This window comes from Burkholderia sp. AU19243 (assembly GCF_018148075.1).
Taxonomy (GTDB): domain Bacteria; phylum Pseudomonadota; class Gammaproteobacteria; order Burkholderiales; family Burkholderiaceae; genus Burkholderia; species Burkholderia latens_A.
The window spans coordinates 233651-246870 of sequence record NZ_JAGSTV010000006.1 but is presented as its reverse complement, the minus strand read 5'-3'; the positions used below and the strand labels follow the sequence as shown (position 1 = coordinate 246870).

General features: G+C 66.6%; 12 protein-coding genes and 1 pseudogene. 4 read left to right on the top strand and 9 right to left on the bottom strand.

Features of this window, described 5'->3' with window-relative positions; translation table 11 throughout:
- Positions 1-49: 49 nt before the first annotated feature.
- From KDW55_RS14235 to KDW55_RS14225, 3 genes and pseudogenes are all read right to left on the bottom strand, one after another.
- The gene (locus KDW55_RS14235) at positions 50-799 is read right to left on the bottom strand and encodes a glucose 1-dehydrogenase (RefSeq protein ID WP_069243249.1); all 750 of its coding nucleotides are present in this window, start codon (positions 797-799) and stop codon (positions 50-52) included.
- 164 nt (positions 800-963) lie between these two features.
- Positions 964-1863: a LysR substrate-binding domain-containing protein gene (locus tag KDW55_RS14230; protein ID WP_059544462.1), complete on the bottom strand. Its 900-nt coding sequence runs from the start codon at positions 1861-1863 to the stop codon at positions 964-966.
- 195 nt (positions 1864-2058) lie between these two features.
- Positions 2059-2903 (bottom strand): annotated as a pseudogene (locus tag KDW55_RS14225) (LysR family transcriptional regulator).
- Positions 2904-3005: 102 nt separating this feature from the next.
- On the opposite strand from KDW55_RS14225, the gene KDW55_RS14220 reads away from it, so the two are divergent.
- From KDW55_RS14220 to KDW55_RS14210, 3 genes are all read left to right on the top strand, one after another.
- Positions 3006-4307 carry an aspartate aminotransferase family protein gene (locus KDW55_RS14220; RefSeq protein ID WP_059544463.1) on the top strand — a complete coding sequence of 434 codons (1302 nt, stop codon included), beginning with the start codon at positions 3006-3008 and terminating at the stop codon, positions 4305-4307.
- A 91-nt stretch (positions 4308-4398) separates the two neighbouring features.
- A complete protein-coding gene (locus KDW55_RS14215) occupies positions 4399-5256 on the top strand; it encodes an AraC family transcriptional regulator (RefSeq protein WP_069243252.1) in 858 nt (285 codons plus the stop codon).
- Between the two features lie 44 nt (positions 5257-5300).
- Complete coding sequence (locus KDW55_RS14210; RefSeq protein ID WP_040140687.1) at positions 5301-5708, top strand: DUF2000 domain-containing protein; 408 nt, start codon at positions 5301-5303, stop codon at positions 5706-5708.
- A 168-nt stretch (positions 5709-5876) separates the two neighbouring features.
- Here KDW55_RS14210 and KDW55_RS14205 read toward each other — a convergent pair whose 3' ends face one another.
- The 5 genes from KDW55_RS14205 to KDW55_RS14185 all read right to left on the bottom strand — a co-directional run bounded on the left by KDW55_RS14205 (position 5877) and on the right by KDW55_RS14185 (position 10861).
- Positions 5877-6578: an ABC transporter ATP-binding protein gene (locus KDW55_RS14205; RefSeq protein WP_040140689.1), complete on the bottom strand. Its 702-nt coding sequence runs from the start codon at positions 6576-6578 to the stop codon at positions 5877-5879.
- On the bottom strand, positions 6578-7351 hold the full coding sequence (gene livG / locus KDW55_RS14200; RefSeq protein ID WP_040140691.1) for a high-affinity branched-chain amino acid ABC transporter ATP-binding protein LivG: 774 nt from the start codon (positions 7349-7351) through the stop codon (positions 6578-6580). The genes KDW55_RS14205 and livG overlap by 1 nt, the downstream gene beginning before the upstream one ends.
- Entirely contained in the window at positions 7348-8619 is a 1272-nt protein-coding gene (locus KDW55_RS14195) for a high-affinity branched-chain amino acid ABC transporter permease LivM (RefSeq protein ID WP_040140694.1), read from the bottom strand. The genes livG and KDW55_RS14195 overlap by 4 nt, the downstream gene beginning before the upstream one ends.
- Positions 8620-8630: 11 nt before the next feature.
- Positions 8631-9557, bottom strand: coding sequence for a high-affinity branched-chain amino acid ABC transporter permease LivH (gene livH / locus KDW55_RS14190; protein WP_040140697.1), 927 nt, complete (start codon positions 9555-9557; stop codon positions 8631-8633).
- Between the two features lie 185 nt (positions 9558-9742).
- On the bottom strand, positions 9743-10861 hold the full coding sequence (locus KDW55_RS14185) for a branched-chain amino acid ABC transporter substrate-binding protein (RefSeq protein ID WP_040140699.1): 1119 nt from the start codon (positions 10859-10861) through the stop codon (positions 9743-9745).
- A gap of 765 nt (positions 10862-11626) precedes the next feature.
- Here KDW55_RS14185 and KDW55_RS14180 point away from each other — a divergent pair.
- Positions 11627-12199: a hypothetical protein gene (locus KDW55_RS14180; protein WP_249173892.1), complete on the top strand. Its 573-nt coding sequence runs from the start codon at positions 11627-11629 to the stop codon at positions 12197-12199.
- 87 nt (positions 12200-12286) lie between these two features.
- Here KDW55_RS14180 and KDW55_RS14175 read toward each other — a convergent pair whose 3' ends face one another.
- Positions 12287-13219 (bottom strand): amidohydrolase family protein, encoded by a 933-nt coding sequence (locus KDW55_RS14175; RefSeq protein WP_040140703.1) that lies wholly within the window; start codon positions 13217-13219, stop codon positions 12287-12289.
- Between the last annotated feature and the right edge of the window lies 1 nt (position 13220).

The following is a 13220-nucleotide window of genomic DNA, read 5'->3' as shown; positions in this document are numbered from 1 at the left end:
TTGTCCCGGGTGCATGATGGGCGGCGCCGCGCGTGTCGCGGCGCCGTTGTCAGTGGATCAGCATCCCGCCATTGACGTCGAGCGTGATGCCCGTCAGGTAGCTCGACAGGTCGCTCAGCAGGAACAGGCACGCATTGGCGACGTCGTCGGCGTCGCCGAGGCGGCCCAGCGGAATCCCGTTGATGATGTTCTCGCGCATCGCGGGCGTCAGCTTGTCGCCCGTGATGTCCGTCTGGATCAGGCCCGGCGCGATCGAATTGATGCGGATGCGGTCGGCGCCGAATTCGCGCGCCATCGCCTTCGCGAGGCCGAGCACGCCGGCCTTCGCGGCGCTGTAGTGCGGACCGCCGAAGATGCCGCCGCCGCGTTGCGCGGACACCGACGACATGCATACGATGCTGCCGCCGCGCTGCTCCTTCATCGCCGGAAGCACCGCTTGCGACATGTACAGCGTGCCGCGCAGGTTCACGTCGACGATCGCATCGAAGTCGCGCGCGGAAATGTCCATCGTCCGCACCGGTTGCGTGATGCCGGCGTTGTTGACCAGGCCGTCGATGCGGCCGAAGCGCTCGAGCGTCGCACGAGCTGCCGCCACGCACGCGTCGCGGTCGGTCACGTCGCACGCGAGCCCGAGATGGCCGGCCCCAAGATCGGCTGCGGCAGCCTCGGCGTCTTCGCGGCGCAGGTCGAGGATCGCCACGCGCGCGCCGTGTGCGGCGAGTGCGCGTGCCGTGGCCTTGCCGATTCCGCGCGGCGATGCGGCGCCGGTCACGATGATGGTCTTGCGGTCGAGCAACATCGGTCGTCTCCTGTGTTGATGTGTGTGAGCAGAGTGTCGGCTGCCCGGACACCCGCATCAACGCGGAAACGCTCAGCCATGGCTGAGAAAATTTCAGATGTCGCCGCGCGGGTCGACGCGGCGTGCTGCAACGCACTATGACAGGCGGCCGGAACCCGCCACGCTCAATCCGCGCGGCCCTGCGCGGCGACCTCCCGCTCGATCCACGCGAGGAAGCGCTTTACGCGCGGCAGTTCGGCGTTCTGCCGCGGGTAAACGAGATGATGCGCGCCGACTTCGACCGAATGAGTCGCGTCGAATACCGGCACCAATCGGCCTTCCCGGATCTTCACCGACGCGAGCATCAGGCTTTCGAGCGCGATGCCGAGGCCGAGCGCGGCCGTTTCGAGCGACATGTACGACCGGTCGAACGAAAAGTCGAACGTCTTCTGCGCGGCAAACGGCACGCCCACCCGGCCGAACCACTGCTTCCACTGCACCAGCGGCGTTTCGGAATAGATCAGACGATGCGCGAGCAGGTCTTCCGGCGCGTTCACCGGATGCCGTTCGAGGTATTGCGGCGACGCGAGCGGCGCGATGAACTCGCCGCGCACCGTCTTCACCTCGAGGTTGTCCCAGTTGCCGTAGCCATGGCGGACGTCGATATCGTAGAAGCCGTTCGAGAACGACACGTTCTCGTACGAACACGCGAGGTTCAACTGGATATCGCCGTTCGCCTCCTGAAACGACGACAACCGCGGCAGCAACCACATCAGCCCGAAGCTCGGGCTCGAGTGCACGCGCAGAATGTCGACCTCGGTGCGGCTCGATGCACGCTCGGTCGCGCGGCTGAGATCGGCGAGCGAGCCCGTGACGTCGGCCAGATAGCGTTCGCCGGTAGGCGTCAGAACGAGGCCGCGCCCCGAGCGCTGGAACAACGGCTGACCGATCTGGGATTCGAGATTGCTGAGCTGGTGACTCACGGCCGACGCGGTCAGGCCTAGCTCTTCCGCCGCGCGATTGACGCTTTTGGTGCGGGCGACGCTTTCGAATGCGATGATCGCCTTGAGCGGGGGGATGCGCATGTTGGAATCCGGTGAATACAGCGGTTCGACAGACAGGCCGGGCCGCCTGCGATATCGGAACATCGTCCGCGCAGCGGCGCCGCGGGCGATCAGGCGTCAATTCTAAAGCGCCGCCCGGCGCCGGTCGCGCGACGCAATGCGACATGCGCCGGCTGCCGGTGTGCGGTTCGCGAAGCCGGCCGTGCTGCCGTGCCGTCACAGCAGCGGCAACACCGCCCGGATATGCTCGGCGAATGCCGCAGTCAGATGCGCGGGCCGTTTGCGGCTGAACTTCAACGTAACGCCCACCGCCGGCAGCGGCGGCAGCCCGCGATCGCCAGATCGCCGGGCACCGCCGTTTGCGTCATCACCGCGAACGCCTGCCCCGAACGTACCAGCGCGATCAGCCCCGCGAGGCTGCTGCTCGCATACGCGACACGATAATCGCGCCCGGCGCGATCGAGCGCTTCGCACGCGGCAATGTGATCGAGCGTATCGGGATCGGACAGCGCAAGCGGCAACGGATCGAACCGCGCCGCGTCGAGCCCCGGATAACCGATCCACACCAGTTGCTCGCGGCGAATGAAAGCGCCGCTCGTCCCGTCGTCCGGCAACGAGATCAGCGCGAGATCGACCGCGCGCTTGTCGAGCTGCTCGAGCAGCCGCGGCGTCGGCCCGCACACGACTTCGACGATCGCGTGCGGATGCTGGCTCGAGAACTGTCGCAGCAACGAGGGCAGCCAGACCTGCGCGTAATCGTCCGGGCAGCCGAACCGGATGGTGCCCGACAGCCCCGTGCCGCACAGATCGGCCATCGCCTCGTCGTGCTGCCGCAGGATGCGTTGCGCATGCACGAGCAGCCGCTCGCCCGGGTGCGTCAGCACCACGCCGCGCCCGGTGCGCTGGAACAGCGGCTGCTCGACGATTTCCTCGAGCCGCCTCATCTGCTGGCTGAGCGCCGACTGCGTGCGGCCGACGCGCGCTGCCGCGCGGCTAAGCGCACGCACCTCGGCGATGACGACGAACGAGCGCAGCAGGTCGATGTCGAGCGAACGTGCCAAGTATTAGCTCCTTTTCTACCTTGCATAAGAACTATTCGTTTCCATAAAACCAGACCGGCGCCTAGACTGCAAGCGATCCCTGCCCATGCCCGGAGAAGCCCGATGTCACTGAACGACGACGCCACGTTCTGGCGCAACGCCAGGCAGCACCTGATCCGCTACGGCGGCACGTTCGAGCCGATGATCGTCGAGCGAGCGCAAGGCAGCTTCGTCTACGACGCGGACGGCCGCGCAATCCTCGATTTCACGTCGGGACAAATGAGCGCGGTGCTCGGACACTGCCATCCGGAGATCGTCGCCGTGATCGCCGAATACGCGGGCAAGCTCGATCATCTGTTCAGCGGGATGCTGTCGCGCCCGGTCGTCGATCTCGCGACGCGGCTCGCCGACATCACGCCGCCGGGCCTCGATCGCGCGCTGCTGCTCAGCACCGGCGCGGAATCGAACGAAGCCGCGATCCGGATGGCGAAGCTCGTCACCGGCAAGTACGAGATCGTCGGCTTCGCGCAGTCGTGGCACGGGATGACGGGCGCGGCCGCGTCCGCGACGTACAGCGCCGGCCGCAAGGGCGTCGGGCCGGCGTCGGTCGGCTCGTTCGCGATTCCGGCCCCGTTCGCGTACCGGCCGCGCTTCGAGCGCGACGGCACGTACGACTATCTCGCCGAACTCGACTACGCATTCGATCTGATCGATCGCCAGTCGAGCGGCAACCTCGCCGCGTTCATCGCGGAGCCGATCCTCAGCTCGGGCGGCATCATCGAATTGCCCGACGGTTACATGGCGGCGCTCAAGCGCAAGTGCGAAGAACGCGCGATGCTGCTGATCCTCGACGAAGCGCAGACGGGCGTCGGCCGCACCGGCACGATGTTCGCGTGCCAGCGCGACGGCGTGACGCCCGACATCCTCACGCTGTCGAAAACGCTCGGCGCCGGATTGCCGCTCGCGGCTGTCGTCACGTCCGCGCAGATCGAGGAACGCGCGCACGAGCTCGGCTACCTGTTCTATACGACGCATGTGTCGGATCCGCTGCCGGCCGCGGTCGGCCTGCGCGTGCTCGACGTCGTGCAGCGCGACGGTCTGGTGGAACGCGCGAACGTGATGGGCAGCCGGCTCCGGCGCGGCCTGCTCGACCTGATGGAGCGCTTCGATTGCATCGGCGACGTGCGCGGGCGCGGGCTGCTGCTCGGCGTGGAAATCGTCAAGGACCGGCGCACGAAGGAGCCGGCGGACGGCCTCGGCGCGCAGATCACGCGCGAGTGCATGAAGCTCGGGCTCAGCATGAACATCGTGCAGTTGCCCGGGATGGGCGGCGTGTTCCGGATCGCACCGCCGCTGACCGTCAGCGACGCAGAGATCGATCTTGGGCTGTCGCTGCTGGAGCAGGCGATCACGCGCGCACTGTAACGCCGCCGCGCCGCCCGCCGTCGCTGCAGCACCGGGCGCCCGCGATCTGCGTACACTATCCGGCAGGCAACTTCGGGCAACGAGGCAAGCGATGGCAAGCGCGGCGAACGACGACGGCACGAACGGGCACTGGCTTCAGGCGCGCCGCGACGCGGAAACGGGGATCGAAAGTCTGCGCGCGCATTTCAGCGGCCATGCGTACGATCCGCACGATCACGACGACATGCTGGTCGGCTTCACCGAACACGGCGTGCAACGCTTCCAGTGCCACCGTTCGCTCCATACGAGCGTGCCCGGCCGCGCGATCCTGATCGAGCCGGGCGCGATGCACGACGGTCATGCGCCCGAAGCCGGCGGCTTCACGTACGGGATGCTTTACTTGCCGCAGGCGTGGGTCGAGCGCGCCGCGCGCCGGCTCGGGCTGCCGGGCCTCGGCAGCGTCGAGACCACGTTCGGCCATACGCTCGTCGACGATCGCGGCCTCGTCGACGCGATCCGGAATGCGTTCTTCGCGATCCACGACAACGAAGGCCGGCTCGCGCGCGACCAGACGCTCGACCGCCTGCTGATGCGTCTCGGCAGCCAGCTGGGCAAACCGCTCGCGCCGGAAAGCAATGCCGTGCCGCCCGCGATCGCGCGGGTGCGCGACCTGCTGCACGAACAGATGGACGGCAACGTCGGCCTCGACGAACTCGCGAGCGTCGCCGGCATCGACCGGTTCCGGCTGACGCGGATGTTCCAGCGCGCGTTCGGCACGTCGCCGCACGCGTACCTCGTGCGCATGCGACTGCGCGCGGCACGCCGGCTGCTGGCAGCCGGCCGCACGCCGGCTCAGGTAGCCGCCGACGTCGGCTTCGCCGACCAAAGCCACCTCGGCCGCTGGTTCCGCCGCGCATACCGGATCACGCCGGCCGCGTACCGGCAACTCTGCACAAACGTTCCAGACTGATCGCGCGCGGCATCCGATCATGAGCGCTCCAACCAGGAGCAAGCATGTTCGATACGAAGGTAGCGCTGATCGTGCGCGACGATCTCGCCGCGTGGCAGAAACTCAATGTCGTCGCGTTTCTCGCGACGGGCGTCGCCGCCGGGGCGCCGGAGGCGCTCGGCGAGCCTTACGAGGATGCGGCCGGCCGCCGCTACGGCCGGATGCTCGGCCAGCCGATGCTGGTGTTCGCGGCCGATCTGAACGGATTGCAGGCCGCGCACCGGCAGGCACTGTCGCGCGAGTTGACGATCGTGCCGTACGTGCGCGCGATGTTCTCGACCGGCCATGACGCGGCCAACCGCGAAGCATTTCGCGCCGAGGATGCGGACCACCCGGATCTGGTCGGCCTGGCGCTGCACGGGCCGAAGAAGGCCGTCGACAAGGCGGTAAAGGGGCTGGCATTGCACGCATGAACGCGTGCATGCCCGGTTCGCCGTCGCCGCCCGGCGATGCACGAGCACGTTGATGCAGGACCGGCTGCGACTCCGCTGCGCGGACGGCAGGGCGGCCGTCGTACCGACGCATCCGCACAACGCGGAAGAAAGCCGCCGGCCCATTGCAGGCCCGCGGCTTCCGTTCGATCAACCGCCGAGATACGCCTGCTTGATCCGGTCGTTCGCGAGCAGGTTCGCGCCCGTGTCGGCCAGCACCACGCGCCCCGTTTCGAGCACGTAGCCGCGATCGGCCACGCCGAGCGCCTTGTTCGCGTTCTGCTCGACGAGGAACACCGTGACGCCTTCGTCGCGGATCGTCCGGATGATGTCGAAGATCTGCGCGATCACGAGCGGCGCGAGACCGAGCGTCGGCTCGTCGAGCAGCAGCAGGCGCGGCTTGCTCATCAGCGCGCGGCCGATCGCGAGCATCTGCTGTTCGCCGCCCGACATCGTGCCGGCCCGCTGCGTCGCGCGTTCCTTCAGGCGCGGAAACAGCTTGAACACGTGCTCGATGCCGTCGTCGATCTCGTGACGGCTCGCGAAGAAGCCGCCCATCTTCAGGTTCTCGAGCACCGTCAGGCTCGGGAACACGCGCCGCCCTTCCGGCGAGATCGCCATCCCCTGCCGCATGATCTGGTGCGTCGACATCGCGGTGATGTCGTTGCCCTCGAACAGCACGCGGCCCGACGACGCGCGCGGCGCGCCGCATACCGTCATCATCAGCGTCGTCTTGCCGGCGCCGTTGCTGCCGATCAGCGTGACAATCTCGCCCTTGTTCACCTCGATCGACACGCCCGCGAGCGCTTCGACCGCGCCGTAGTGCGTATGGACCTGTTCCAGCTTCAGCATCACTCTTCCCCCAGATACGCCTTGATCACGCGCGGGTCGTTGCGGACCGCTTCCGGCGTGCCGATCACGATCGGCCGCCCGTGCTCCATCACGAGGATGCGGTCCGACACGCCCATCACGAGGCTCATGTCGTGCTCGATCAGCAGCACCGATACGCCGAACTCGCGGCGCAGCTTGTCGATCAGGTGCTGCAGCTCGATCTTTTCCTGCGGGTTGAGACCGGCCGCCGGCTCGTCCAGCATCAACAGGCGCGGCTCGGTGATCATGCAGCGCGCAATTTCCAGGCGCCGCTGGTGCCCGTACGACAGCGTGCCGGCCGGCCGGTTGGCAACCGACGTCAGCCCCATCCGGTCGAGCCATACGGCTGCGCGTTCGAGCGCTTCCTTTTCGGCGCGGCGATACGCGGGCGTCGAGAACAGGCCCGGCAGCAGCCCCGACTTCACCTTGCGGTGCTGCGCGACGAGCAGGTTCTCGACGACCGTCAGCGACTTGAACAACCGAATGTTCTGAAACGTGCGTACCAGGCCCTTCAGCGCGATCTTGTGGCTCGGCAGCCCGCCGATCGCGTGACCGTCGAGCACGACGTCGCCGCCGGTCGGCTTGTAGAAGCCGCCGACGCAGTTGAACACCGTGGTCTTGCCCGCGCCGTTCGGCCCGATGATCGCGAACACCTCGTCGCGGCGCACGTCGAAATCGATGCCGTCCACCGCGAGCAACCCGCCGAAGCGCATCTGCAGCCCGGCGACCTTCAACAGTTCTGCATTCGCGCTCATTGCGGCAGCTCCACGTGGGGGCGGCTCGCGGGCAGCAGGCCCTGCGGACGCCACATCATCATCAACACCATCACCAGACCGAAGATCAGCATCCGGTACTCGGCAAAGCCGCGCGCGACCTCCGGCAGCACCGTCAACAGGATCGCCGCGAGAATCACGCCGAGCTGCGAACCCATCCCGCCGAGCACGACGATCGCGAGGATCAGCGCCGATTCGATGAAAGTGAACGATTCAGGATTCACGAGGCCCTGGCGCGCGGCGAAGAACGCGCCGCCGATCCCCGCGAACGCCGCGCCGAGCGTGAACGCCGACAGCTTGATCCGCGTCGGGTTCAGGCCGAGCGAACGGCACGCGATCTCGTCGTCGCGCAGCGCTTCCCACGCGCGGCCCATCGGCATGCGGATCAGGCGGCTCGTCACGAACAGCGTGAAGCCGACCAGCACCAGCGCGATCAGGTACAGGAAGATCACCATGTGCTCGCCGCTGTATTCCAGCCCGATCAGTTCATGGAAGGTCTTCGCGCCTTCGACGCTCGCCGAGCGCGCCATCTCGAAGCCGAACACCGTCGGCTTCGGAATGCTCGAGATGCCGTCCGGGCCGCCGGTCAGGCTCGTCAGGTTGTTCGCGAGCAGACGGATGATTTCGCCGAAGCCGAGCGTGACGATCGCGAGATAGTCGCCGCGCAGCCGCAGCACCGGGAAGCCGAGCAGGAAGCCGAACGTCGCCGCCGCGATCGCCGCGATCGGCAGACACTCCCAGAACGTCAGCCCGAAATACTGGTTCAGCATCGCGTACGTATAGCCGCCGACCGCGTAGAACCCGACATAGCCGAGATCGAGCAGCCCCGCGAAGCCGACCACGATGTTCAGCCCGAGACCAAGGATCACGTAGATCAGCGCGAGCGTCGCGACGTCCACCGCGCCGCGCGAGCCGAAAAACGGCCACACGAGGCCGACCGCGAGCAGCACCCAGATGATCGCGCGCTGTTGTCGCGCGCCCATCGTCGGCGCCGCCGGCAGCTTCACGGCCGCTTTCGCGCGCATCAGCCACGGCTTGAACAACTGGAACAGGAACACGGCCGCGACCGCAATCCACACCGGGCGCCAATGCGGCGTCAGCACCACCTGATAGCCGTCGAGCTTCAGCTGCAGGCCGAGCACCGGAATCGTGAGGACCGCGGTCAGCAGCGCAGCAGCGACCGCGTTCTTCAGCGCCTGGCCGATCGATGCGTCGGCGGCCGGGCGGCGAACGGAAATGACTTGACTCATCTGCGTCTCCCTCAGACCTTTTCGATGTCCGACTTGCCGAGCAGGCCGGTCGGGCGGAAGAGCAGGATCAGCACGAGCAGGCCGAACGCGACCACGTCCTTGTACTCGGCCGGCATGTAGCCTGCGGCGAAGGTTTCGGCCAGTCCGAGCAGCACGCCGCCGAGCATCGCGCCCGGAATGCTGCCGATCCCGCCGAGCACCGCGGCGGTGAACGCCTTGATGCCTGCGACGAAGCCGATGTACGGATTCAGCTTGCCGATCGTCAGCCCGATCAGCACGCCGCCGACGGCGGCCAGCATCGCACCGAGCACGAACGTGAACGAGATCACGCGGTTCGTGTCGATGCCGAGCAGGTTCGCCATCTTCATGTCTTCCGCGCATGCGCGGCACGCGCGGCCCATCCGCGAATGCGAGATGAACAGCGTGAGCGCGATCATCAGCACGATCGTCACGCAGACGATCAGCAGACGCGCATACGGAACCGTCACGTCGTAGTCGCCGCCGAGATGGATGTCGAACGCACCGGAGATCAGCACCGGCACCGACACGTCGCGCGCGCCCTGGCCGATCTGCACGTAGTTTTGCAGGAAGATCGACATGCCGATCGCGGAGATCAGCGGCACGAGGCGCGGGCCGCCGCGCAATGGGCGATATGCGACGCGTTCGACCGCGAAGCCGTACAGGCCGGTAACGATCACCGACACGATCAGCGCGGCGCCGAGCACGAGCGGCAACGGGTAGCCGGCGGACACGCCGATCGCTGTGAGCGTCACGAGGCCCACGTATGCGCCGATCATGTAGATCTCGCCGTGGGCGAAGTTGATCATGCCGATGATGCCGTAGACCATCGAGTAGCCGATGGCGATCAGCGCATAGATCGCACCCAGCGTCAGGCCGTTGACCAGCTGCTGGGCGAATTGAGGAAAGAAGTCAGTCATGTGCGGGAAGCTCCCGTTGGCGTTGGCGCGCATGCCGTCGCCGGATCACGGCGTTCGGCCGCGCGCAACGCACGGTGTCGTCTCGGGCCGCCCTCGTTGGCCGCGCACGGGGAATGCGCGGCCAAATGCGCACGCGCCCCGTCCGGTTCGCGGACAGGGCGGGTGCGCGGGCGGGTACTTCGTTATTACCGGGCGGCGGTTTTCGTCGCGTCCTTGTGCCACGTATAGACGACGAACTTGAACGCCTTCAGGTCGCCCTGTGCGTCATACGCGACCTTGCCGATCGGCGTGTCGAACGTGGTCTTGTGCATGTACGCGGCGACCTTCGTCGGGTCCGTCGTCTTCGCGCCCGCGATCGAGTCGGCGATGATCTTCACCGCTGCGTACGCCGGCATCTGGAACGGGCCGTTCGCGTCGCGCTTCTTGTCCGCGAACGCTTTCACGAGCGCCGCGTTGGCCGGGTCGGCCGAGAAGTCGGCCGGCAGCGTGACGAGCATGCCTTCCGAAGCCGGGCCGGCAATCGCCGTCACGTCCTTGTTGCCGACGCCTTCAGGCCCCATGAAGGTCGCCTTCACGCCCTGCTCGCGCGCCTGACGCATCAGCAGGCCCATTTCCGGGTGGTAGCCGCCGAAGTAGACGAAATCGACGCCTTGCGACTTCAGCTTCGTGATGATCGCCGAGTAGTCCGAATCGCCGGCGTTGATGCCTTCGAACAGCACGACCGGAATCTTCGCTGCTTCGAGGTCCTTCTTCACCGACGACGCGATGCCCTGGCCGTACGACTGCTTGTCGTGCAGGACCGCGACCTTCTTCGGCTTCACGTTGTTGATGATGTAATGCGCGGCGGCCGGGCCCTGCTGGTCGTCGCGGCCGATCGTGCGGAAGATGAAGTGGCGCTTCTTCCCTTCGGTCAGCTGCGGCGCGGTGGCCGACGGCGTGACCATCACGATGCCTTCGTTTTCGTAGATGTCGGATGCGGGGATCGTCGAACCCGAGCACACGTGGCCGATCACGTACTTGATCTTCTGGCTGACGATCTTGTTGGCGACGGCGACCGCCTGCTTCGGTTCGCATGCGTCGTCCATCATCACCACTTCAAACTTGTTGCCGCCCGCACCGCCGGCCGCGTTGATCTGTTCGATCGCGGTCAGCGCGCCGGCCTTCACCATGTCGCCGTATTGAGCGACCGAGCCGCTCATCGGACCAGCGATGGCGATCTTCACGGTTTCCGCTTGCGCGGCGGCGGCGCCGGCGGCGAACAGCACGGCGGCGACGGAAATGGACGTAAGACGGGACAGCGTCATCTGGGAGCTCCTCGATGTTGTTTAGTCATACGGGCAAAGGCGGCATGACTTGCGCAATCGAACAGCACCCGGGGCGAGAACATGGGACACGCCCGAGACACATGAAGACGGACCTGCGGATGGATGATGCGTAGCGGGGCCCGGCTCTTGCAGTCCCCGAAGGGGACGTCTGGTTCGGAAAGACATCGTGATGCGTCTTGCATTGCGCAAGCGTTTCGCCTGCCCCGCTTGCCAACTGCTCGTCCGGAGGGATGGTCCGACAGCCGTTGGCAAGGCAGTCGAAATTATATGGGCGTTTTTAAATCGTCTGTCAAAAATGCCGGCATACCGAGGGAAAACACGGAGAAACTTGGCGTACCGGAAGGGCGACCCGGGAGCAACCGCACGCGTGAGTCAACGTTTGCGGCAGGTGCAATCGGGTTGCGATTTTGGACTGATTTGCGGCGCTCGTGCCCGCCGGCATTGGCTTCGGTGGATGTTTCGTGTCGCCGTGCGCGATCGCTGGATCGTTCGTCGCCGGATCGTCTGGCATCAATCAACTGATGATTCACGCGAAGCGCCCCACAACGGGGCACTCCGCCGTGCCCGCAAAACCTTCTATTTGCCGACATGCGCACCATGACAGAAAGTAATATGTTGGTTTTATGAAATAATACGAATTCGCTTCAGCAATCCAGCCAGCCTTCCCTCCGTCGCGTCGGCCCCGCTTCGTCGCCGCTCCGACGCCCGTCCGTCGCCGAACCGCCAGCCAGTGATCTGCCGTTTTTGTCATTGCACATCACCTGCTTTGAGTCGCCGATGAATCATCTTCACCGTTTGTCCCGCGCCGCCGCGCTTGCGTGCGCGCTTTCTGTTTCTGCTGTCGATGCTTGCGCCAGCGACACGCTGGTCGATCGTTCGCGCAGTGCCAATGTGTTTCGTTCGGAACGCCGCGCTCTGGCCCCGGATGACTGGCACACGGTGAAGAACTCGACGCGGCCTATCCAGTACGCGGCGCCCGTCGAACGTAGTGATTCCGCGTGGCCGCCGAATCGCGTTGAACTCGGCGCGGGCGGTCGCGACAGCTTCGGCCGTGCGTTGCCGCGACACGAACAGCGCGAGCTGAACTGGAACGAGTATTTGAGAGCCAATGGATCGCATGCGCATGGCGGCGGGAATTCGTACGCGCCGACGCGCCCATTCGAACCCGCGCGCGGCCCGCGCAGCACGCCGAATCCGTACGATCCGTCCGTGCCTCAACCGGAGACGCGGACGTTCTACGACGACGGCGCAGGGTCGCATTGCACGGCGACCGGCGGTGCGGGGACGGCGCGGTCGTCCTGCCATATCGCGTGGTGACGCCGGGGGGCGACGATGCGGGGCGCGTGAATTGACGCTCGCGCCTTCCCGATCGCGTGCTCTCGCGTTCGCATCGCCTCGTCCGCGCTATGCAAACCCGTACAACTTCGTGGGGTTGCCGACGAATATCAGTTGCTGCCAGTCCGGACGCCCGATCCAGCCGGCGATCACGTCCAGCATGCTCGCGTCGTCCGGCTTGTCCGTCTTCTGCGTCGGGTGCGGCCAGTCGGTGCCCCACAGCATGCGCTCGGGCGCCATCGCGATCAGCGCCTTCGCGACCGGGGCGACGTCGTCGTACGCGGGCGCACCCGTCTTGCTGTCGACGTACGGTCCCGACAACGTGATCCACGTATTGCCTTTTTCGACCAGGCGCCGCGCGGTACCGAACGCGGCCGACGCCAGCCCGCCGGGCTGCGGCACATGCGCGATATGGTCGATGACGAGCGGACACGGCAGCGCCGCGAGATGCGGCTCCAGCTCCGGCAGCCGCGCGCCCTGAACCACCAGCTCGATATGCCACCCGAGGTTCGCGATACGCGCGGCGAGCGGCCCAAGCATGTCGAGCGTCGTCGCGCCCGGATAGCTGAGATTGAACCGGATCGCACGGATGCCGCCGCGATCGAGCATCCGAAGTTCGTCGTCGCTCACCGTGCCGTCCACCACCGCGACACCGCGCGCGGCGTCGCCGAACTGTGCGATCGCCGCGAGCGTGCAGCGATTGTCGGTGCCGTACGTCGACGGCGTCACGACCACGCTGCGCTTCGCACCGATACGCGTCTGCAGGCGCCTGTATTGCTCGACAGTCGCATTCGGCGGCCGCAGCGTCGTGCCCGGCGCAACCGGAAACCGGTCGTCATAGATATGCATGTGACAGTCGATCGCCCCGACTGGCAGCCGAAACGCAGGCTGCTCGTTGCCGCTCGACCATGTTTCGTCGGCGGCGGCCCCCATCGGCAATGCCGCCGAAGCCAGCGTCGCGCCCGCGATCCTGAGGAACCCGCGTCTCGCCATCCGCGCCATG